The following is a 19,309-nucleotide window of genomic DNA, read 5'->3' as shown; positions in this document are numbered from 1 at the left end:
CCCCGGACGGCCCCGGCCCGCAGGGCGATCCGGACCTGCAGGACGCCGACGCCGACCCCCCGACGGGGCCGCCCGGGCCCCTGCAGCGGGCCCGCGCCCGGCTCGCCGCCTGGGCCGCCCGCCAGCCGCGCGGGCGCGTCGTCGCCGCCGGCGCGGTCGCCGCGGCGCTGGTGGTGAGCACCGGCGTCGTCACGTCGGTCGCCGAGCAGCACCGCCTCGACCGGGTCGCCGCCGCACCCGGCGGCGTCCTCGACCTGTCCGCGCCGCCCACCACCACGTGGAGGTTCGCCCCCGGCGCCGACCTGTGGCCCGTCGCGCAGCTCGACGGGCTGCTCGTGGTGGCCGAGTCCGGCGGCGAGGCGGACCCCGACGCGGGCGTCGACTGGCGCGACCGGGCCCGGCTGCACGCCCTCGACCCGGAGACGGGGGAGGAGCGCTGGTCGCTCGAGGTGGCCGGCGCGCAGGCCTGCGGCACCACGATGAGCCTCGTCGCCGGCGCGGTGCCGCGGCTCGACCCGGTCGAGGAGCTGGTCTGCGTGCGGCACGCCGACGCGGGATGGTCGGCGCTGGTGGTCGACGGCGACGGCGAGGTGCGGGCCCAGCGCGAGCTCGAGGGGCTGGACCGGGTGGTGTTCGGGGCCGCCGACGCCGACGAGGGCGACGCCGTCGTCGTGACCCCGACGGCGGACGGCGGGCTGCTGCGGGCCCAGCGGGTGGGCGAGGCGGCCCGCCGGCCGCAGCCCGCCGACGAGGAGTCGGGCACGTGGCTGCCGGACGGGAAGGTCGAGGCGCGGGACGTGCGGGTGACCCTCGAGGACGCCGTCTCCGGCGAGGTGCGCTGGGAGGCCACCCTGCCGGCCGAGCGGGTCACCCGGGACGGCTGGTACCCGTGCGCCACGTGGTCGGACGACGGCACGGAGCCGGGGCCCGTCGACGACGGCCTGCTGCGGGTCACCGCCGGCGCGACGATGCTGACGCTCGCCGGCTGCGGGCTGGACGCCCAGCTGACGCCCGACGGCGAGCGGCTCGACCGCGACTGGCCCGCCGTGGGCGGCGAGGAGCCCCGGGGCGACCAGACGGCGCGCACCCAGCCGGTGGTCGCCACCGTCGGCGGCGGGTACGCGGTGCCGCCGCGGCTGCAGGTCGGCGCCGACGGCGGTGCCGCGGCCGACCGGGAGGCGCCGTGGACGCTGCTGGCCGGGGACACGACCGTGGTGGGCGAGCTGACGGGCCCGCTGATGGACCCGTGGGCGACCGACGGCACCGACGCCGGGGTCGTCCTGTCCCCGGCCGGCGGCCGGCTGGCGGCCCAGCGCAGCGGCGACGGAGAGCGCGCCTGGGGCGCCGCGGTCACCGCGCCCGTGGGGGTGCTGGCGCAGGCCGGCGGCGCCGTGCTCGCCCTGGCCCAGGACGGCCGCCTGCTGGCCCTCGACGCGCGCACCGGCGCGGAGCTGTGGGCCGGCCACCTCGGCACGGGCAGCGGGGAGATGTTCGGGGGCGCCGAGCTGGGCGCGTACGTGCACGCCGTCTACACCGACGGCCACCGGGTCGTCGTGGTCACGCCCGGCTGGGCCGACGGCGGGTCGGGCGCCGAGTGGACGGCGTACGAGCTGCGCACCGGTGACGTCGCGTGGGGACAGGAGATGCACGACGGCTACGCGCTGGTGCTCCCGGTGGCCGGGCACCTGGTGCGCTGGGACGGCGCGACGGTCGAGGGGCTGGGGTAGCCCCTCGACCGTCGCGAGCCGTCAGGCGCGGCCCTCCGGGGCGTCGCCGTCGCCGGGCCGCTCGGCCGGGGCGTCGTTGGCGAGCAGGCGGTAGACGTCCCGCCGGGCGGCGTCGAGCAGCGACACCACGCGGGCGGCCTGGTCCGGCGTGCCGGCGCGGGCCACCTGCTCGACGGCGCCCATGAGCGCGCCGACCGCCGTGCGCAGCTCGCGCCGGTGGGACCGGCCCTCGCCGGCGCGCTCCCACGGCGTCCCGAGCTCGTCGCGGTGCTCCTCGACGTACCGGGTGCCGGCCTCCGTGAGCGACGCGAGCTTGCGCCCGCCGTCGTCGGTGAGGACGACGAGGCCCTCGTCGGCCAGCAGGCTCAGCGCCGGGTAGACGGCACCGGGGCTCGGCCGCCACGCGCCCTCGGTGCGCTCGGCCAGCTCGGAGATGACCTGGTAGCCGTGCATGGGTCGCTCGGCGAGCAGCAGCAGGATCGCCGCGCGGATCTCGCCGCGGGCGGCCCGGCCGCGGCCCCGGCCCCCGCGGGGGCCGAACCCGTGGCCGAAGCCCGGGCCGCGGGGGTCGCTGCCGGGTCCGAAGGGGCCGAAGCCTGGGCCGAAGCCCGGCCCGCGGCGGCCGCCCCGGCGCACCGGGAACGGCTCGTCGCCCTCGGGCGTCGGGCGGCCGGAGTGGTGCACGCCGCCGCGGGGCGCGGCGTCGTCGGGCATCCCGCCGGCCATCGCCCAGCGCGGGCCGAAGCCCTGCCAGGCGCCGGCGCCCTCGGCGCACGGGTCGAAGCCGCGCTCGGCGCCGCGCTCGGGGCGCGGGCCGCGCTCGCCGCGGTCGCGACGTCGACCCGGGCGGCCCGAGGCGTCCGCCGGGCGGAAGGGGAAGGAAGAGGTGAAGTCGGGGGTGCGCATGGGGTTCTCCTGCGGGTGGTGCGGAAGTCGTGGGGGTGCGGCGGGGCGGAGGCGGCGCACACCGGTGCGCGCGGGCCTCGTGCGGGCGGCGCGCCGTCGCGGCGCGCGGGGCCCGGCCCCGTCGGGAGGGAGCGGCGGCGCGTGGGCTGCCGCTCGACCGAACTCGTCGAAGATACGTCAAAGATATATCGTTACGCAAGTGCTGCTGCGCTCGCGGGTGCCGCCACGGAGAGCGTCGCCCGGCTGCGGCGGCGACCCGCGCCGCTAGGCGACGTCGTCCGGGGCGTCGTCGGGGACGCCGACCGGGGCGTCGTCGGGGACGCCGACCGGGACGTCGTCCGCGACGACGTCGGTGACCGGCTGGCGCAGGATCGTGCGGCGCCGCTCGGGCGGCACCCGGCGGAAGTCGCTGAGGTAGATCTCGTGGTGGCGGCCGGTCAGGCGCAGGCCCTGGGCGGGGACGAGCTCGTGGTGGATCTGCGCCAGCACGCCGGCCTCGTCGTCGAACGACCCCACGTGCAGCGTCTGCACGCAGCGCCCCTCGTCGAGGGTCGCGAGGCGGACGTCGGCGAGCCGCGCCGGCGCGGCCTTGGCAGCGACGCGCTCGGCCGCGGCGGCGACCATGCCGGCGTCGACCCAGTCCGGGGTCATGATCATCAGCGTCCAGCGCCACCGGGACTTGTCCCGCGACACGGTGAACGCGTCCATGTCGTCCGCCCACCACAGCCCCTCGAGCGGCATGACGGCGTAGTCGCGCCCGAGGTCCGCCTTGCTGGCGAACTTGATCCGGTACGCGAGCGGGTAGAGCGCCGCGACCGCCTCGGCGAACGCCGGCGAGGTGTTCGGGTCGCCGTGGCCGTCGATCATCAGGTACTGCAGGGGCGGCACGTCGACGAGGCGGAGCTCGCCCCGCCGCGCCCGGTAGGCGTCCAGCGTCCGGCGGAAGTCGACCTTGCCGGCCGCCGGCGCCGTCGTCTCGTCCGTCATCGGCGCGACCTCTCTGTCGTCGATGCTGTCCCACGGTGGCTGACCACGGTGGCTGACCACGGTGGCTGACCACGGTGGCTGACCACGGTGGCTGACCACGGTGGCTGACCACGGCGCCCGGGCCGGGCCCGCGGCACGAGGCTAGAGCCGCGCGTCGTACCGCGTCATGCCCCGCGCCAGGACGACGGCGGCCTCCTGCCGCGGGTCGGCGGCCTCGCCCGGCGTCGGCACCGACGCGACGTCGGACCAGTGCACCAGGAACGTGCCCCGGTGCCGCCGGCGCACCAGGTGGGCGACGGGCCACGGCGCACGCACCGCCGAGCGCTCGAACCCCAGGAACGACGACCGCGAGCGCGGCGACACCACCAGCCCGTGCAGCCGCGGGCGGGCGAGGGGGCCGTCGGGCGGCCCGTCCAGCACCAGGCGCAGGTCCACCACGAACCCCACGTGCGTGCCGTCGGCGTCGAGCACGGGGACGTCCAGCAGGTCGCTCGCGATCATGACCGGCCCTCCGGGTCGTGCCGCCCGCCGGGGAGGCGGCCCACGACGTGGTCGCGCGTCCAGCGCTCGGGCCACGTGAGGTCCAGGTCGTCGCCCCGCACCCCCAGCCGCACGGCCGTGCCGAGGTCGCGCACGTGCCGCCAGGCGACCGACTGCCAGCGCGACGACGGCGGGCGCCCGCCGAAGATGCGCGTGCGCAGCACCGGGCCGCTGAGCAGCGCGGTGACGACGACGGTCGCCGCACCTGCCGGACGTGTGCCGGCGTGCGGGCCGGGGGTCGCACCGTCGTCGACCGGCTCCAGCTCGAGGTCGTCGAGCGTGCACACCGGCACCTCGTCGTCGTCGAGCACCTGGCGGTCCAGCAGGTGCAGGCGCGCGTCCAGCACGCGGCCGGCCGGCCGCGGCTCGGGTGCGAGCGGGCCGGACCACCGCTCGGGGCGTCGTCGTCTCATGCGCCTGCCCTCGTCACGATCATCAGCGGGATCGCGGCCACCGAGGCCACGACCAGGATCACCAGGTACACGGTGCCCAGCAGGTTCATCGCCCGCCCGTTGACGTGCTCGCCCATGTACTCCGGGTCGTTCGCGACCACGAGGACGGGCAGGTACGTCAGCGGCAGCGCGACGGCGGAGAACACCACCGAGTACTCGGTGACCGCCACCGGGTCCACGTTGGTCATCAGCACCCCGACCGCCACCACCAGCGCCACGATCATCGCCACGTGGAAGCGCGCGGCCTGCACCGGCCGGCGGAACTTGCCCCACGACCACCCGAGGTACTGCGCGAGCGTGTAGCCGGTGGACAGCGCCGTCTCGAGGGCGGCGCCGAACGTCGCGGCGACGATGCCCACGATGATGAGCGCCACCAGCAGCTTCCCGCCGGCCTGCGCCACGGGCAACAGCAGCTGCGACAGGGCGTCCACCTGCACGCCGCCGGGCAGCAGCACGATCGCCGCGCAGGCGGCGATCGAGATCGACAGCAGGCCGCCCAGCGGGAAGCCCACCAGCACGTTGAGGCGCGACGTCGCCAGGTCCTTGACCGACCACCGCTCCTCGACGCCGCCGGAGGAGAAGAAGAACACCTCGTACGGCGTCATCGCCGCGCCGAACAGCGCGATCGCGTAGTACCAGTAGGTCGCCTGCCCCTCGGCGGCCGGCACCTGCGGCGTCAGGGCCTGGTCGAGCAGCGCGCCCCAGTCCGGCCCGAGCAGGAACACCGCCACCGCGAACCCCACGAGGGCCAGGCCCAGCAGGCCCGTGACGTTCTCCATCACCTCGAACTTCACGCGCCACAGGACCAGCCACACCGCCAGCGCGGCGACGGGCACCCACAGCCGGTGGTCCACGCTGCTGGCCAGCTGCAGCGCCAGCGCGATGCCGCCCACCTCGGCCACCAGCGTCAGCACGGTGACGGCGAGGCTCGCCACGAGGTTGGCGCCGGCGGCCCGCGGTCCGAGGCGCTCGCGGATGATCTCGAAGGTGGCGCGCCCGGAGACGGCGGCGACCTTGCCGGACATGTGCGCGAACACGCAGATCCCCACCACGCCGACCACCACGACCCACGCCAGCGACAGGCCGAACCGCGACCCGACGACGGCGTTGGTGACCAGGTCCCCGATGTCGAGGAAGCCGCCGATGGCGGTGAGGATGCCGAGCGCGACGGCGAGCAGCTTCTTCACGACGGGATCCCCGCCGCGTCGGCCACGGCGCCGTGCGCCTGGTCCAGGGCCGCCGCGGCGTCGTCGAGCTGCGCGAGCAGCGCGTCCGGCGGGCCGTCGGCGTCGAGCCACGTGCGTACCGCGGCGACGGCGTCGGCCGCCTGCCCGGCGGCCGCGAGCGCCTGGTCCCGCAGCGCGGGGGCGTCGGCGCCACCCACGGCGGCGTCCGGCACGACGATCGTGCCCAGGCCGTGCACGGCGTCCGTGGCGCCCTCGGCGGCGTCGGACGCGGCGACGTCGGCGGAGACGGCCGGCAGCCGGCCCGCGACGGCCTGGTCGACGGCGAGCTGCACCGTCGCGACGGCCGACGACGCGGTGTCGAGGTGCTCGGCCACCGACTCCAGGGCGCCGCGGGCGTCCGCGCGGTGCGCCGCCGGGCCGCAGCCGGCCAGCGTTCCCGCCAGCGCCGTTGCTGCCGCGAGGACGAGGGCGCCCCTGGCGTGCCTTCTCATGGCTGAGGATGTTGCCCCTGGTCACCGCGTTCCGCACGCGCAGCCGCCGGGAGCCGGGCGCCGTCGGCTCCTGAGCTCGGCACCTCGTCGCGAGATCGGCACCCCGAGCTGCCGACCTGGCGACGAGCTGCCGACCCGGCGACGAGCTGCCGACCTCACGGGAGGGGGCGGCGGGCGGCACCGGGCCTGGGCGGAGCCGCCGGCAGTTCACGTGGCGCACATGTGCGCCTGAGAGACTGACGGCATGGATCTGCTGGTCATCGGGGCCGCCGCGGCCGTCGTCATCATCGCCGTGACCGCCCTCGCACCCCGGACCGGCGTGGCCGCACCGCTGATCCTCGTGCTCCTCGGCGTGGCGGTGAGCTTCCTGCCGTTCGTGCCGGCCATCGAGATCGAGCCCGAGTGGATCCTCGCCGGCGTGCTGCCGCCGCTGCTGTACTCCACCGCCGTGTCGATGCCCACCATGGACTTCCGGCGCGACTTCGCCGCGATCGGCGGGCTGTCGGTGGTGCTCGTGGTGATCACGTCGCTGCTGCTCGGCCTGGTGTTCTCCACGCTCGTGCCCGGGCTCGGGTTCGCGGGCGGCGTGGCGCTCGGCGCCATCGTGAGCCCCACCGACGCCGTCGCGACGTCCATCGTCAGGCGGCTCGGCGCCAACCCGCGCGTGGTCACCGTGCTCGAGGGGGAGGGGCTGCTCAACGACGCCTCGGCCCTGGTGCTGCTGCGCTCCGCCGTCGCGGCGACGGCGGCCAGCGTGTCGCTGGCCGAGGTGGTGGGCGACTTCCTGTGGGCGGTCGTCGGCGCGGTGGTGTGCGGCGCCGTCGTCGGGTGGCTGGGCCTGCAGGTCCGACGCCGGGTCGCCAGCGCGGCGCTGTCCACTGCCGTCTCGCTCGTGGTGCCGTTCGTGGCGTACCTGCCGGCCGAGCACGTGCACGCGTCGGGCCTGGTCTCCGTGGTCACGGCGGGCCTCATCACCGGCCACGGCGCGGCGCGCCTGCGGCCGCAGGACCGCGTCGCGGAGAACGCGAACTGGCACACCGTGGACATGCTGCTCGAGGGCGCGGTGTTCCTCGTCATGGGCCTCGAGCTGTTCGCGCTGGTGGAGGACGTGCGGGCCGAGCACGGCAGCCTGTGGCGCGGGGCCGGGATCGCGGCCCTCGCGGCCGTCATCGTGCTCGTCGTCCGGTCGGCGTACGTGGCGCCCCTGCTGTGGCAGCTGTCCCGGCGGGCCCGGCGGGCCGAGTCGCTGCGCAGCGTGCTGCAGGGGATGCAGGACCGCATCCAGGACAAGCTCGCCGCCGCCGCGTCCGACGGCGGCCGCACCGGCGGCCCCGGCCAGGTGCCCGCGGCGCGGGCCCGGCGCGTGCAGCGGCTCCTGCGCCGGCGCGCGGCCGACATCGACTACCTCACCGCCAAGCCGCTCGGTCCCCGCGAGGGCGTGCTCCTCGTGTGGGCCGGCATGCGCGGCGTCGTCACCCTGGCCGCGGCGCAGTCGCTGCCGGCGGAGTTCCCCCACCGCTCGTTCGTGGTGCTGGTGGCGTTCGGCGTCGCCGCCGGCACGCTGGTGGTGCAGGGCGGCACGCTGCCGTGGGTGGTCAAGCGGCTCGGGCTCGGCGGCACGCGGCAGGTGGACCCGCAGGAGTACGCGGCCCTGCGCGCCGTGATCGAGGCGGCCGCGCAGCGGCTGCTCGACGACGGCGGGCTGGCCCGCGCCGACGGCACCCCCTACGAGCCGGACGTCGTCGCGCGGGTGCGGGGCGACGTCGTGCACGACCACGCGACCGAGGAGGTCGACGCCCGCGAGACCACCCACCGCTTCAAGCAGTACCGGGAGCTGCGCCTGCGCACCATCGACGCGCAGCGGGCCGCGCTGCTCAAGGAGCGGTCGGCCGGCGTGCACGACTCGCGGCAGCTCGAGCGGGCGCTCGACCTGCTCGACGCCGAGCAGATCACGCTCGAGATGCGGCGCGGGCCCGCCTGAGCCGCAGCCGGCCCCCGAGCGTCTGTTCGGTGATCCGTTGGCTGATCGGCGATCCGGATCACCGATCAGCCAACGGATCACCGAACGGACCCGCGCGGCGTCAGGCCGACTTCACCTCGCGCCGCTCCACCCGTACCAGGCCGCCGACCACCGGCGCGACCACCCAGATGAGCGACGCGGTGGCCAGGTGCGCCCACTGCTCGCCGTCGGGGGCCTCGCCCAGCAGCAGCGGCTCGCTCGCGGTGCTCAGGTCGATCCAGGGCAGCGCGTCGACGATGCCGGGGATGAGCGAGCCGACGATCGTGAACACCGTCGGCAGCACCAGCAGGCTCACGATCGCGGCGGGCGTGTTGAGCAGCACGAGGCCGAAGCCGATGCCCTGCGCCATGACCAGCACGACCATCAGGAACAGCCCGCCGAGGACGCCCGCGTCGAGGCTCCACGCGGGGTCCGCGTCGCGCAGCACGACGACGGCGAGGTGCGCCAGGGCGGCCAGCGCGACGGCGCCGAGGAAGAACACGACGCCGGAGGCGACCGCGCTGAGCAGCTTGGCCAGGCCCACGCGGGTGCGCCGCGGCTCGAGGGCGAACGTCACCAGGGCGGTGCGCTGCGACCACTCGGACGTGGCCGCCAGCACGCCGACGATCGGCAGCAGCAGGAGCATCGGCGTCGAGGTGCCCACCAGGAACGCCTCGAACGAGTGGTTCCCGCCGTCGACGATCGCCATGATCGCCAGGACGGCGGCGGTGACGATGCCGATGGTGACGAGCAGCCAGCGCCCGGCGCGGGTGTCGAGCTGCTTGCGCCACTCGACGAGCGTCAGCGTGGCGAAGGAGACGGGCCGGACCGCGCCGGTGGCGCCGGCGTGGGAGGTCGGGCGCGCGACGGCGGGGGCGCTCATGCGGACACCGCCTCTCGGGCGTCGTCGGCGGTGAGCTCGAGGAACAGCTCCTCGAGGCCGCGGGAGTCGGCGGCGCGCAGCTCGACGACCACGACGCCGGCGCGGGCGGCCGCGCGGGCGACGTCGGGGGCCTCGGCCTCGGCGGTGACGCCGCCGGTCGCCAGCCGCTCGGCCGCGATGCCCGCGGCCTGGAGCGCCGCGGCGAGCGCGGCGTCGTCGTCCGACCGGGCGAACGTGCCGGCCCGGCGCAGCAGCTCGTCCTTGGTGCCCTGCGCCACGATGCGGCCGCGGCCGATCACGACGAGGCGGTCGGCCACCAGCTCCACCTCGCTGAGCAGGTGGGAGGACAGCAGCACGGTGCCGCCGCGGCCGGCGAAGTTTTGCAGCAGGTCGCGCATCCAGCGGATGCCGGCCGGGTCCAGGCCGTTGGCCGGCTCGTCGAGGATCAGCACCTCCGGGTCGCCGAGCAGGGCGTTCGCGATGCCCAGGCGCTGACGCATGCCGAGCGAGTAGGCGCCGACGCGGCGCGAGGCCTCACGGGAGGTGAGCCCGACGAGGTCGAGCATCGCGTCCACGCGGCGGCGCTCGACGCCGGTCAGCAGGGCGGTCAGCGTCAGCACCTCGCGGCCCGTGCGGCCGGCGTGCTGGGCGGCGGCGTCGAGCAGCACGCCGACGCGGCGGCCCGGGTTGGGCAGCGCCGCGTACGGCACACCGAGCACGCGCGCCGTGCCGGACGTGGCCGGCGTCAGCCCGCACATCATCCGCATGGTGGTCGACTTGCCGGCGCCGTTCGGGCCCAGGAAGCCGGTGACGTGGCCCGGCGCGGCCGTGAACGACACGTCGTCCACGGCCGTGTGCGGCCCGTACCTCTTGGTCAGGTGCTCCACGGTGATCATGGCTCCAGGCTCCCCGGGCGCGGGCGGGCGCCGCATCGGTCGGACGCATGGTTCCCGGCGCGGCGGGTGCACCGTTCGAGGGGCCCGGGTCGTCCGAAGGGATGACGCCGCCGCGCCCCTCGGCCGATGCCGCCGCGACGGCCGAGTGCCTAGGCTCGGGCGCATGACGACGCCGGGCTCCCTCAGCACCTCGGGTCTGGTCGCCGCGGGCGGCCCGGACCCGAGCCAGCCGGCCGCGCCGGCCGCGTCGTCGGCGCGCCTGCCCCTCGGCACGGTCACCGCCCCGGCGTCCCCGCCGCGGTGGTACGGGCGGCTGTGGGGCGAGACCTGGCGCATCGGCCTCGCGCTGCTGGGCGGCCTCGTGTTCCTCGGCACCGTCCTGGAGGACGTCGAGGTGGGCGGGCGCCGCGCGAACGAGGCGCTGCTGTTCCTCGACCCGGTCCTCGGCCTGCTGTGCTGCGCGCTCCTGGTCCTGCGGCGCCGGCTGCCGGTCACGGTCGCGGTGGTGACCGGCGCGGCCACCGCGCTGTCGGTCTTCGCCGCGCCCGCCTCGGCGCTCGCCGTGGTGTCCCTGGCCACCGCGCGGCGGTGGGTGGTCATCGCGGCGGTGGGCGTGGTGTGGGTCGGCGGGGGGCTGGCGTACAACGTCGTCCACCCCGTCGATCCCCTCCCGGGCGGGACGCTCGCGGAGGCGGCGACCGGGCTCCTGGTCTTCGGCCTGTGCGTGTGGGTCGGCGCCTACATCGGCCTGCGCCGCGACCACGTGCGCTCGCTGCAGGAACGGGTCGAGACCGCCGAGCGCGAGCAGGCCAGCCGTGCCGCGCAGGCCCGCGCCAACGAGCGCGCCCGCATCGCCCGGGAGATGCACGACGTGCTCGCCCACCGTATGTCGCTCGTCGCGATGCACGCCGGCGCGCTGGCCTACCGCACGGACCTGCCGCCGGAGAAGGTCGCCGAGACGGCCGCCGTCGTGCAGGCAGGCGCCCACGCCGCGCTGCAGGACCTGCGCGACGTGCTCGGCGTGCTGCGCAGCGCCGACGGCGCGCACGCCGGCGCCGCCGACGGCGGGGACCACCTGCGCCCCGAGCGCCCGCAGCCCACGCTGGCCGACCTCGACGAGCTCGTCGCCGAGGCGCGCGCCGGTGGTGGCGAGGTGCGCGTCGAGCGGCGCGCCGCGGGCCTCGGCGCGCTGCCGGAGGCGGTGTCCCGCAACGCCTACCGCATCGTCCAGGAGGCGCTGACCAACGCCCGCAAGCACGCCCCGTGGGCGCCCGTCACGGTGGGCGTCGCCGGGGCGCCGGGGGAGGGGCTGACGCTGACGGTGCGCAACCCGCTGCGCACGGTCGGCCCCGCGCCGCAGGAGGCGCCGCCGTCGTCGGGCCTGGGCCTCGTGGGGCTGACCGAGCGGGCCGAGCTCAGCGGCGGCCGGCTCGCCTACGGCGCGCAGGGCGGCCAGTTCGTCGTCTCGGCCTGGCTACCGTGGGCGCCGTGACCTCCGCCGACACCCCCGCGCCCGCCGCGCCGCCCGCCGCGCCGTCCGCAGTCCCGCCGCCCGACGCCGACGGCGGCGCCGCGCCCGTGCGCGTCGTCCTCGTCGACGACGACCCGCTGGTCCGCGCCGGCCTGGGCCTGATCCTCGGCGGCTCGCCCGCGCTGCAGGTGGTGGGGGAGGCGGCCGACGGGCTCGCCGCGATCGACCTGGTGGGGCGGCTGCGCCCGGACGTCGTGCTCATGGACATCCGCATGCCGCGCCTGGACGGGCTCGAGGCGACCCGGCGGCTCGTCACCGCCGCCTCGCCCGCGCGCGTCATCGTGCTGACCACGTTCGACGCCGACGACATGGTGCTCGAGGCGCTGCGCGTGGGCGCGGCCGGGTTCCTCCTCAAGGACACCCCGCCCGACCGGCTCGTGGGCGCCGTGCACGCCGCGGCGGCGGGCGAGCCGACGCTCTCGCCGAGCGTCACCGCGCAGCTGATCGCCGCCGTCTCGCAGGGTTCCGACGACGGTCGTCGTCGCAGCGCCGGCGACCGCGTGGCGGCGCTCACCGAGCGCGAGCACGAGGTGGCGCTCGCGGTGGCCCGCGGGCTGTCGAACGCGGAGATCGCCGAGGAGCTCTTCATGAGCGTGCCGACGGTCAAGACGCACGTGTCGCGCATCCTCACGAAGCTCGACGCGGCCAACCGGGTGCAGGCCGCGATCGTCGTGCACGACGCCGGGCTGGTGTAGCCGCCGGTCGGCGACCGGCGGCGTGCCAGACTCCGGGACCGTGGATCCCTCGCTCGTCGTCCGCCCGTTCGACGTCGCCGACGCGGCCCCGCTGACGGCGCTGCTGCACGCGGCGTACGCCGAGCTGGGCGACCGCGGGCTCAACTTCACCGCCGTGGACCAGGACGTGGCCACGACGCGCGCCCGGGCGCTGGCCGGCCGGTGCTGGGTCGTGGAGGACGAGGGCGTGCTCGTCGGCACGGCCACCGTGTCCCTGCCGCCGTCGACCGCGCTGCAGGCGATGTCCGAGCACGCCCGCACGCCGCGCCGGGCGTGGCTGAACCAGCTCGCCGTCGCGCCGGACCGCCGCCGGCGGGGCATCGCCGGGCACCTGTGGTCGCTCGGCCGGCGCTGGGCGCGCGAGGCCGGGGCGACGTCGATCGGCGTGGACACGGCAGCGCCGGCCGAGCACCTGGTGGCGCTCTACGCCGCGTGGGGCTTCGAGCTGCGCGACGTGATCCGCTGGGAGGGCAAGACCTACGACAGCGCGGTGATGGTCAGGCAGCTCTTAGGCTGGCTCTGAGGCCGGCTCTGCGGCCAGCTCTGCGGCCTCGGTCTCAGCCCAGGCGCTCGCGCAGCCACGCGATGTCCGGGCCCATGTCCCCGTGCGTCTCGCACACGACGGGGGCGCCCGCCGCGGCGACGACGCCGACCAGCAGGTCCTCGGGGATCGAGCCCTCGCCGAAGTGGGCGTGCCGGTCCGCGCCGGAGCCCGCCTCGTCGCGCGAGTCGTTGGCGTGCACCAGGTCGATGCGGCCGGTGATCGCGCGGACCTGGTCGGCCGCCGTCGTCAGGTCCATGCCGCCGGCCCAGGCGTGGCAGGTGTCGAGCGTGAAGCCGACGTTCTCGGCGCCGTTCGCGCGCTGCACCGCGGCCCACAGCTGCTCGATGCGCTCCAGCCGGCGGGCCATCGAGAAGTCGCCGCCGGCGGTGTTCTCGATGAGCACCGGCACGTCGGTCTCCAGGGCGTCGATCGCCTTGCGCCAGTTGTCGAAGCCGACCGCCGGGTCGTCCTTGCCCGTGACGTGCCCGCCGTGCACCACCACGCCCTTGGCGCCGATCGCGGCGGCCGCGTCCATGGTCTGCTGCAGCAGCTTGCGGCTCGGGATGCGGATGCGGTTGTTGGTCGAGGCCACGTTGATGACGTACGGGGCGTGCACGTACAGGTCGAGGCCCGCCGCCTCGGCGTCGGCCCGCAGCGCCTCGGGGCCGCCGGGGTAGTCCGGGCCGGCCACCGTCCAGGCCTGCGGGTCGCCGACGAACACCTGCGCCACGTCGGCGCCGATCGCCTTCGCCTGCGCCACGGCGTCGGACGCGTCCACGTGGGCACCGATGCGGAAGCTGCTCATGGCGCCACCCTACGAGGCGGGTCCGACGGCGGCCCGGCGCGCGACCGGTGCACGCCGGCGGCTCGCCCCCCGGCATGCCCGAGGACGCGCCGTTCCGCACGCCCGAGGTGCCGGACCGACCGGTCGGGCCCGCGGCTGACCGCCCGCCGGCGTCGCGCCCTACGCTGGCGCGGTGCAGATCCGACCCCGCCGCGACGGCGACCTCCCGGCGCTCGTCGAGCACCTGCGCGCCACGCACGCGCGCGACGCGTACCCGGTGCGCCCGCAGAACGTCCGCGCCGGCTGGCTGACCGAGCACCGCGGCCCGGCGTGGGTGGCCGACGACGGCGGCGCCGCCGTCGGGCACGTGGCCCTCGACGTGCCGCCCGAGGAGGGCGCCCCCGCCGAGGTCGTGCGGCTGTTCCTCGCCCCGGCGGCGCGCGGCCGCGGCCTCGCCACGGCCCTGCTCGACCACGCGACCGCGCACGCCCGCGCGGCGGGACGCGACATCGTCCTGCAGGTCATGGCGCACAACGCCGACGCCGTCGCGCTGTACGAGCGCCGCGGCTGGCGCCGCACCGGGCAGGAGGACGCCGCCTGGGCGGCGGAGGCCGGCCTGCCGCAGGTCACGACGTACTGGTACGCGCCGCCGGCCTGAGCGCGCGGCACGGACGGGTTGTGCCGCGGACGGCGGAATTCCGGGCCTCCCGCCGCTGTTGACCCGAGAGACGGGCCGGCGGCCCGCACCCTGCCCCCGCGTGGCACCGACGCGTGCACGGCGCGCGGGACCGGGCGCGAGACGCCCACCGGCCGTCGGCCTCCGCGCGCGTACGCTGGAGGCCCGCCCGCGCCACGCACAGCTCGAGGAGCGCCCCCGCATGACCACCCAGACCCCGCCGCTCGCGTACGTCGTCGCCGGATCCGAGGCGACCGGCGGCGCCGGCATCCAGGTCGATCTCAAGACCTTCCAGCAGCTCGGCGTCTACGGCGTCGGCACGCTCACCTGCATCGTGTCGTTCGACCCCAAGAACGACTGGGGCCACCGGTTCGTCCCGGTGGACCCGCAGGTGATCGCCGACCAGTTCGAGGCCGCCACCGCCACGCACGACCTCGACGTGGTGAAGATCGGCATGCTCGGCACGCCCGCCACGATCGACGTCGTCGGCAAGGCGCTGGCCAGCAAGCCGTGGCGCCACGTGGTGCTCGACCCGGTGCTCATCTGCAAGGGCCAGGAGCCCGGCGCGGCGCTCGACACCGACAACGCGCTGCGCGAGCAGGTGCTGCCGCAGGCCACCGTGGTGACGCCAAACCTGTTCGAGGCCAAGACGCTGGCCGGCATGGACACCATCGAGTCCGTCGAGGACCTGGTCGAGGCCGCCAGGAAGATCCACGCCCGCCTCGACACCTCCGCCGGTCCGCGCTACGTCGTGGCCAAGGGCGGCGTCGAGCTGCCCGGCCCGGACGCCGTCGACGTGCTGTTCGACGGCGAGGACGTGACCGTCTACGCCGCCCCGAAGGTGGGCGAGGAGCGCGTCTCCGGCGCCGGCTGCACCTTCGCCGCCGCGATCACCGCCGAGCTCGCCAAGGGCGCCGACGTGAAGGCCGCCGTGCAGACGGCCAAGGACATGGTGACCCAGGGCATCCAGGCGCGCGTCACCGCGAGCACGCCGTTCGCCACCGTGTGGCAGGGCGCCTTCGCCGGCTGACGCCGGCGGTCGCCGTCGCGCAGCGCGCACGAGGGGCCCGGACGGTCGGTGAACCGTCCGGGCCCCTCGTCCGTGGTGAGGGGTGGAGGCCGCCGCGGGCGGCTCGGACGAGAGGTGGAGCGCGTGCGCACAGGGGTGAAGGTGGCGGTCGGCACGGGAGCCGGCGTGGTGGTGTTCGGCGTGGCAGCGGCCGTCTTCGGGCCCGGGCTCTACGCCGACTGGGCCGAGCGCGGCGTCGACGACGCCCCCACCCTCGACGCGGCGTCGGCCGCCCCGGTCGACGCGTCCGCCCTGAGCGGCACCTGGACCGTGGCGGACGGCTCGTTCGCCGGCTACCGCGTGGACGAGGTGCTCAGCGGCGAGGACGTCACGGTGACCGGCCGCACCGAGCAGGTCGCCGGCTCGGTCACGCTCGACGGCGGCAGCGTCACCGAGGCCGAGATCGTCGTCGACATGGCCTCCGTGGCCACCGACGAGCCGCCCCGCGACGAGTACTTCCGCTCCCGGGCGCTGCAGACCGACACCTACCCGACCGCCACGTTCACCCTCACCGAGCCCGCCGCGCTCGCGGACGGCGCCACCGCCGTCGACCTGGTCGGCGACCTCACCGTGCACGGCGTCACGCAGCAGGTGACCGTGGCGGCCGAGGTGGCCGGGAGCGGTGCCGACGGCGTCGACGCGGTGCAGGTGGTGGGCAGCGTGCCGGTCACGTTCGCCGACTTCGGCGTCGAGGCGCCGTCGCTCGGCTTCGTCACGGTCGAGGAGCAGGGCGCCGTCGAGTTCTCGCTGCGCCTGGCGCCGCAGGCCTGAGGGACGGCGTGGGCACCGACGGGCGGGGCGCGGACTCCGAGCTGCTGGTGGCGGTGCACGGCGCGCACGCCGCCGACCTGCACCGCTACGCGCTGCGGCTGACCGGCGACGAGCAGCATGCCCAGGACGTGGTGCAGGAGACCCTGCTGCGCGCCTGGCGCCACCCGGAGGTGCTGCAGCGGCCCGACGACGCCGTGCGCGCCTGGCTGTTCACCGTGGCCCGCAACCTCGTGCTCGACCACCTGCGCAGCGCCCGCCACACCCGCGAGCACGTCACCGAGCGGGTGCCCGACCGGACCGAGGCGGACCGCAGCCAGGCCGTGCTCGACGGCTGGCTCGTGGCCGACGCGCTGCTGCAGCTGTCGCCCGAGCACCGCGCGGTCGTCGTCGGCGCCTACTACGGCGGCCGGTCGGTGGCCGAGCTGGCGGCGGAGCAGGGCGTGCCGCCGGGCACCGTGAAGTCGCGCATGCACTACGCCATGCGAGCGCTGAGGCTCGCGCTGCAGGAGAAGGGAGTCACGGCATGACCGTCGTGCCAGGCGGGTTCGACCCCGCCGACGACCCGTACCGCGAGTGGGACGCCGCCTACGTGCTCGGCGCCCTCGCGCCCGGCGAGCGCCGCGAGTACGAGCGCCACCTCGCCGCCTGCGACGCCTGCCGCGAGGCCGTGGCCGAGATCGCGGGCATCCCGGGCGTGCTGGGGACCGTCACGCCCCAGGAGCGTGCCGGGCTGCTCGCACCGGCGGGGGAGGGTGCCGAGCCCGACGACGGCGGCGGGGGCCCGGTGGTGGTGCCGCTGGCCGGCGTCGCGGCCGCCGCACGGCGCTCGCGGGCCCGGCGCCGGTCGCTGCTGGTCGCGGCCGCCGCGGCCCTGGTGGCCGGCGGCGTCACCGGCGGCGTCGCGCTGGCCGGGGGGTTCGGCGCCGGCGTGCCGCTGGCGTCGTCCGTGCAGGCGAGCGCGGAGGCGCCGTCGGAGGGGCAGGCACAGCCGGGCGGACCGGCCCCGACCGCCGAGTCCCGCACCATCGTGCTGGAGCCCGTGGGCGGCACCGACGTGCACGCCGAGCTGACGGCCACGGCCACCGCGTGGGGCACGCGCCTCGACTGGCGGTGCCGGTATCCCCGCCCGCCCGCGGCGAGCACGTACGGCACGGCGGGGCCGTCCGGCGCCGCGGGCGACGGCGACCGGACCTACGAGCTGGTCATCGTCGACGGCACCGGGGCGCGCACCGTCGTGGCCTCCTGGACGGCGGAGGGGCTCGAGGCGGAGGGCCTCGGCGCGTCGTCGGCGGTGCCGCTCGACGACGTGCAGCGGGTCGAGATCGCCGTCGGCGGACGCCCGGAGCCGCTCGCCTCGGCGACGCTCTGACCGGTTCAGGTCACCCGCGACCCGCCGCCGGCGCGCCCGGGCCGCAGCTCGACGTCCACCGGCAGGTCCGGGTCGCCGACCGCCTGCCGCGCCCGCGGGATCGTCTGGCCGGCGACGTCGCGCCACACCTCGGCGACGTCCGCCCGGTCGGTCAGGTCGACGGTCAGGGACAGCCGGTGGCGGCGCTGGCCGGCGAGCCGGGCCGACGCGCCGCCCACGCCGGGCAGCGTGCGGGCGTCGGCGGCCACGGCGTCGCACAGCGCCCCGCCGTGCAGCACGGTGCGCCCGTCGCGGCCGCCGGGCTGCAGCCCGAGGCGCCCGACGCGGTCGGTGCGCAGCTGGGCCAGGAGCCAGCGCAGCCCCACGAGCGCGACGACCAGGGCCACCAGCGCGACGACCCACCACAGCCACGGGTCGAGCGCCAGGCGCTCGCGCCAGGCGACGGGCAGCAGCGGCCGCTCGGCCAGGTCGTACCCGAACCCGCCCAGGCTCAGCACGAGGCCGGCCACGCCGGCGACGGTCAGCAGCAGGCCGACGACCAGCAGGCCCGCGCGGTTGGCGGCGTCGACGTTCCTCATGACCGCTCCTCGAACGACATCTCGACCCTGGGCTGCAGCGAGCCGGCCAGCCCGAGCGACCGCAGGCCCTCGTCGACCGCCTCGCGCACGTGCTGCTCGGTGCCCCCGGCGCGGGTCATGGCCGTGGCGCTCACGGTGACCCGGCGGCGGCCCGCCCGGGCGTGCGCGGAGACGACGCCGTCGACGTCCCGGACCGCGTCGGCCAGCGCCTTCTCGACGGTGCGCCGCGACGCGCTGGCCCGGACCCCGGGCGGCGCCTCGCCGGCCGGCAGGGCCAGCGCGGCGGGCCTGCCGCGCCGCGCGGCGGCGACCACGAGCAGCAGGCCGACCACCGTGACCAGCACGAGGACTGCGCGCACCGTGGACAGCTCCCAGGTCTGGCCCGCGACCCAGGCGCTCCAGCGCTGGCGGGGCACCACCAGCGGGGGGCGGCCGAGCTGGGCCAGGACGATCTCGACGACCACCAGCAGCCCCCCGAGCAGCAGGACCAGGGCGAGCACGGTGGCCAGGACGCGCTGGAGCAGCCGCATGTCCCTCACCTCACCCGGGACCCGGCGCGGTCGGGCACGTCGAGCGACGTCACCTCGACGTCGACGCGGGTGACGCGCACGCCGGTGATCCGCTCGACGTCCTGACGCACCTGCCGCCGGACCGCCTCGGCGACCTCGCCCACGGGGTGCGGCCACGCCACGGCCAGCGCCACGTCGATCGTGGCCGTCGCGCCGTGCACGGTGGCCTGCACGTGGGCCTCGTCCTCGGGGCGCGCCTGGCCCACCGCCACGCCCAGGACCCTGCGCGGGGCCGCCGCCGCGTGCGGCACCGCCGCCACGGCGTGGCTCGCGACCTTCACGACGACCCGGTCGGCGATCGAGAGCGACCCGCGCTCCTGCGGTGCCCGGGGCTCCGGGGATGCGCGGCCGCCCCGCGCGGCGTCCGCGGGCGCGTCCGACAGGTGGCGCCCGCCGGTCGTGGCGGTCATCGCCCGTCTCGGCCCGAGCCGCCGAGGTAGCGGGTCAGGTCGAGCTGGCCGGCGACCACCTTGCCGACCACCCAGCCGATCAGCCCGAGCACGGCCGTGCCGACGAAGGCGTCGAAGCCCCCGATGACCCAGGCGAGGCCCAGCAGCAGGCCGGTGAACAGTCCCACGATCGTCGGTGACATCGGTACCTCCACGTGTCCTTCGGC

At 77.0% G+C, this 19,309-nt stretch carries 23 protein-coding genes; 10 read left to right on the top strand and 13 right to left on the bottom strand.

The features are described from left to right. On the top strand, positions 1-1,727 hold a 1,727-nt coding region (locus tag GSF02_RS03570; protein ID WP_159792800.1), incomplete at its 5' end, for an outer membrane protein assembly factor BamB family protein. A gap of 21 nt (positions 1,728-1,748) precedes the next feature. On the opposite strand, the gene GSF02_RS03565 is transcribed toward GSF02_RS03570, so the two are convergent. The 6 genes from GSF02_RS03565 to GSF02_RS03540 form a co-directional block, all read right to left on the bottom strand. Next, complete coding sequence (locus GSF02_RS03565) at positions 1,749-2,633, bottom strand: PadR family transcriptional regulator (RefSeq protein WP_235915333.1); 885 nt, start codon at positions 2,631-2,633, stop codon at positions 1,749-1,751. 264 nt (positions 2,634-2,897) lie between these two features. Next, the gene (locus GSF02_RS03560) at positions 2,898-3,620 is read right to left on the bottom strand and encodes a GyrI-like domain-containing protein (RefSeq protein WP_159792798.1); all 723 of its coding nucleotides are present in this window, start codon (positions 3,618-3,620) and stop codon (positions 2,898-2,900) included. Between the two features lie 141 nt (positions 3,621-3,761). Beyond that, positions 3,762-4,121, bottom strand: coding sequence for a PRC-barrel domain-containing protein (locus GSF02_RS03555; RefSeq protein WP_159792796.1), 360 nt, complete (start codon positions 4,119-4,121; stop codon positions 3,762-3,764). Continuing rightward, on the bottom strand, positions 4,118-4,573 hold the full coding sequence (locus GSF02_RS03550) for a hypothetical protein (protein WP_159792794.1): 456 nt from the start codon (positions 4,571-4,573) through the stop codon (positions 4,118-4,120). The genes GSF02_RS03555 and GSF02_RS03550 overlap by 4 nt, the downstream gene beginning before the upstream one ends. Beyond that, positions 4,570-5,799, bottom strand: a complete 1,230-nt coding sequence (locus tag GSF02_RS03545; RefSeq protein WP_159792792.1) for an NRAMP family divalent metal transporter — start codon at positions 5,797-5,799, stop codon at positions 4,570-4,572. The genes GSF02_RS03550 and GSF02_RS03545 overlap by 4 nt, the downstream gene beginning before the upstream one ends. Further along, positions 5,796-6,290, bottom strand: a complete 495-nt coding sequence (locus GSF02_RS03540) for a hypothetical protein (RefSeq protein ID WP_159792790.1) — start codon at positions 6,288-6,290, stop codon at positions 5,796-5,798. The genes GSF02_RS03545 and GSF02_RS03540 overlap by 4 nt, the downstream gene beginning before the upstream one ends. A 244-nt stretch (positions 6,291-6,534) precedes the next feature. Here GSF02_RS03540 and GSF02_RS03535 point away from each other — a divergent pair, with 244 nt between their 5' ends. After that, the gene (locus tag GSF02_RS03535) at positions 6,535-8,271 is read left to right on the top strand and encodes a cation:proton antiporter (RefSeq protein WP_159792788.1); all 1,737 of its coding nucleotides are present in this window, start codon (positions 6,535-6,537) and stop codon (positions 8,269-8,271) included. Positions 8,272-8,371: 100 nt separating this feature from the next. On the opposite strand, the gene GSF02_RS03530 is transcribed toward GSF02_RS03535, so the two are convergent. Together GSF02_RS03530 and GSF02_RS03525 are read right to left on the bottom strand one after the other, a co-directional pair. Then, positions 8,372-9,172, bottom strand: a complete 801-nt coding sequence (locus tag GSF02_RS03530; protein ID WP_159792786.1) for an ABC transporter permease — start codon at positions 9,170-9,172, stop codon at positions 8,372-8,374. After that, positions 9,169-10,068, bottom strand: coding sequence for an ABC transporter ATP-binding protein (locus tag GSF02_RS03525; protein WP_159792784.1), 900 nt, complete (start codon positions 10,066-10,068; stop codon positions 9,169-9,171). The genes GSF02_RS03530 and GSF02_RS03525 overlap by 4 nt, the downstream gene beginning before the upstream one ends. A 163-nt stretch (positions 10,069-10,231) precedes the next feature. Between GSF02_RS03525 and GSF02_RS03520 the strand changes: the two genes are divergently transcribed. From GSF02_RS03520 to GSF02_RS03510, 3 genes are all read left to right on the top strand, one after another. After that, positions 10,232-11,560 carry a sensor histidine kinase gene (locus GSF02_RS03520; protein ID WP_159792782.1) on the top strand — a complete coding sequence of 443 codons (1,329 nt, stop codon included), beginning with the start codon at positions 10,232-10,234 and terminating at the stop codon, positions 11,558-11,560. An 86-nt stretch (positions 11,561-11,646) separates the two neighbouring features. After that, complete coding sequence (locus GSF02_RS03515) at positions 11,647-12,294, top strand: response regulator (RefSeq protein WP_201308774.1); 648 nt, start codon at positions 11,647-11,649, stop codon at positions 12,292-12,294. A 40-nt stretch (positions 12,295-12,334) separates the two neighbouring features. Then, a complete protein-coding gene (locus GSF02_RS03510) occupies positions 12,335-12,856 on the top strand; it encodes a GNAT family N-acetyltransferase (RefSeq protein ID WP_159792778.1) in 522 nt (173 codons plus the stop codon). A gap of 34 nt (positions 12,857-12,890) precedes the next feature. Here GSF02_RS03510 and GSF02_RS03505 read toward each other — a convergent pair whose 3' ends face one another. After that, positions 12,891-13,682: a deoxyribonuclease IV gene (locus GSF02_RS03505; protein ID WP_159792776.1), complete on the bottom strand. Its 792-nt coding sequence runs from the start codon at positions 13,680-13,682 to the stop codon at positions 12,891-12,893. A 172-nt stretch (positions 13,683-13,854) separates the two neighbouring features. Between GSF02_RS03505 and GSF02_RS03500 the strand changes: the two genes are divergently transcribed. The 5 genes from GSF02_RS03500 (at position 13,855) to GSF02_RS03480 (ending at position 17,546) form a co-directional block, all read left to right on the top strand. Further along, the gene (locus tag GSF02_RS03500) at positions 13,855-14,319 is read left to right on the top strand and encodes a GNAT family N-acetyltransferase (protein WP_159792774.1); all 465 of its coding nucleotides are present in this window, start codon (positions 13,855-13,857) and stop codon (positions 14,317-14,319) included. Positions 14,320-14,539: 220 nt separating this feature from the next. After that, complete coding sequence (locus tag GSF02_RS03495; protein ID WP_159792772.1) at positions 14,540-15,367, top strand: hydroxymethylpyrimidine/phosphomethylpyrimidine kinase; 828 nt, start codon at positions 14,540-14,542, stop codon at positions 15,365-15,367. A gap of 123 nt (positions 15,368-15,490) precedes the next feature. Next, positions 15,491-16,177 carry a YceI family protein gene (locus GSF02_RS03490; protein ID WP_159792770.1) on the top strand — a complete coding sequence of 229 codons (687 nt, stop codon included), beginning with the start codon at positions 15,491-15,493 and terminating at the stop codon, positions 16,175-16,177. Between the two features lie 8 nt (positions 16,178-16,185). Beyond that, positions 16,186-16,704 (top strand): sigma-70 family RNA polymerase sigma factor, encoded by a 519-nt coding sequence (locus GSF02_RS03485; protein ID WP_159792768.1) that lies wholly within the window; start codon positions 16,186-16,188, stop codon positions 16,702-16,704. Continuing rightward, a complete protein-coding gene (locus GSF02_RS03480; RefSeq protein WP_159792766.1) occupies positions 16,701-17,546 on the top strand; it encodes a zf-HC2 domain-containing protein in 846 nt (281 codons plus the stop codon). The genes GSF02_RS03485 and GSF02_RS03480 overlap by 4 nt, the downstream gene beginning before the upstream one ends. A gap of 5 nt (positions 17,547-17,551) precedes the next feature. Here the strand turns inward: GSF02_RS03480 and GSF02_RS03475 are convergent, their stop codons facing one another. The 4 genes from GSF02_RS03475 to GSF02_RS03460 are packed head-to-tail and all read right to left on the bottom strand — an operon-like array spanning position 17,552 to position 19,285. Beyond that, positions 17,552-18,124 carry an alkaline shock response membrane anchor protein AmaP gene (locus tag GSF02_RS03475; protein ID WP_159792764.1) on the bottom strand — a complete coding sequence of 191 codons (573 nt, stop codon included), beginning with the start codon at positions 18,122-18,124 and terminating at the stop codon, positions 17,552-17,554. Next, a complete protein-coding gene (locus tag GSF02_RS03470) occupies positions 18,121-18,654 on the bottom strand; it encodes a DUF6286 domain-containing protein (protein ID WP_159792762.1) in 534 nt (177 codons plus the stop codon). The genes GSF02_RS03475 and GSF02_RS03470 overlap by 4 nt, the downstream gene beginning before the upstream one ends. Before the next feature lie 5 nt (positions 18,655-18,659). Beyond that, on the bottom strand, positions 18,660-19,103 hold the full coding sequence (locus tag GSF02_RS03465; protein WP_201308767.1) for an Asp23/Gls24 family envelope stress response protein: 444 nt from the start codon (positions 19,101-19,103) through the stop codon (positions 18,660-18,662). Then, positions 19,100-19,285: a hypothetical protein gene (locus GSF02_RS03460; protein ID WP_159792760.1), complete on the bottom strand. Its 186-nt coding sequence runs from the start codon at positions 19,283-19,285 to the stop codon at positions 19,100-19,102. Before GSF02_RS03460 ends, GSF02_RS03465 begins: the two co-directional genes overlap by 4 nt. Positions 19,286-19,309 lie beyond the last annotated feature (24 nt).

The sequence above is a fragment of the Puerhibacterium puerhi genome, assembly GCF_009846865.1.
Classification (GTDB): Bacteria; Actinomycetota; Actinomycetes; order Actinomycetales; family Cellulomonadaceae; genus Puerhibacterium; species Puerhibacterium puerhi.
Note: the sequence above shows the minus strand (reverse complement) of the source record. Positions and strands in the feature narration are given on the sequence as shown.

Coding starts and splice junctions, on each gene's coding strand:
- GSF02_RS03565 (WP_235915333.1), bottom strand. CDS start 2,633: ATGCGCACCCCCGACTTCACCTCTTCCTTCCCCTTCCGCCCGGCGGAC.
- GSF02_RS03560 (WP_159792798.1), bottom strand. CDS start 3,620: ATGACGGACGAGACGACGGCGCCGGCGGCCGGCAAGGTCGACTTCCGC.
- GSF02_RS03555 (WP_159792796.1), bottom strand. CDS start 4,121: ATGATCGCGAGCGACCTGCTGGACGTCCCCGTGCTCGACGCCGACGGC.
- GSF02_RS03550 (WP_159792794.1), bottom strand. CDS start 4,573: ATGAGACGACGACGCCCCGAGCGGTGGTCCGGCCCGCTCGCACCCGAG.
- GSF02_RS03540 (WP_159792790.1), bottom strand. CDS start 6,290: ATGAGAAGGCACGCCAGGGGCGCCCTCGTCCTCGCGGCAGCAACGGCG.
- GSF02_RS03535 (WP_159792788.1), top strand. CDS start 6,535: ATGGATCTGCTGGTCATCGGGGCCGCCGCGGCCGTCGTCATCATCGCC.
- GSF02_RS03530 (WP_159792786.1), bottom strand. CDS start 9,172: ATGAGCGCCCCCGCCGTCGCGCGCCCGACCTCCCACGCCGGCGCCACC.
- GSF02_RS03525 (WP_159792784.1), bottom strand. CDS start 10,068: ATGATCACCGTGGAGCACCTGACCAAGAGGTACGGGCCGCACACGGCC.
- GSF02_RS03520 (WP_159792782.1), top strand. CDS start 10,232: ATGACGACGCCGGGCTCCCTCAGCACCTCGGGTCTGGTCGCCGCGGGC.
- GSF02_RS03505 (WP_159792776.1), bottom strand. CDS start 13,682: ATGAGCAGCTTCCGCATCGGTGCCCACGTGGACGCGTCCGACGCCGTG.
- GSF02_RS03495 (WP_159792772.1), top strand. CDS start 14,540: ATGACCACCCAGACCCCGCCGCTCGCGTACGTCGTCGCCGGATCCGAG.
- GSF02_RS03480 (WP_159792766.1), top strand. CDS start 16,701: ATGACCGTCGTGCCAGGCGGGTTCGACCCCGCCGACGACCCGTACCGC.
- GSF02_RS03475 (WP_159792764.1), bottom strand. CDS start 18,124: ATGAGGAACGTCGACGCCGCCAACCGCGCGGGCCTGCTGGTCGTCGGC.
- GSF02_RS03470 (WP_159792762.1), bottom strand. CDS start 18,654: ATGCGGCTGCTCCAGCGCGTCCTGGCCACCGTGCTCGCCCTGGTCCTG.
- GSF02_RS03465 (WP_201308767.1), bottom strand. CDS start 19,103: ATGACCGCCACGACCGGCGGGCGCCACCTGTCGGACGCGCCCGCGGAC.
- GSF02_RS03460 (WP_159792760.1), bottom strand. CDS start 19,285: ATGTCACCGACGATCGTGGGACTGTTCACCGGCCTGCTGCTGGGCCTC.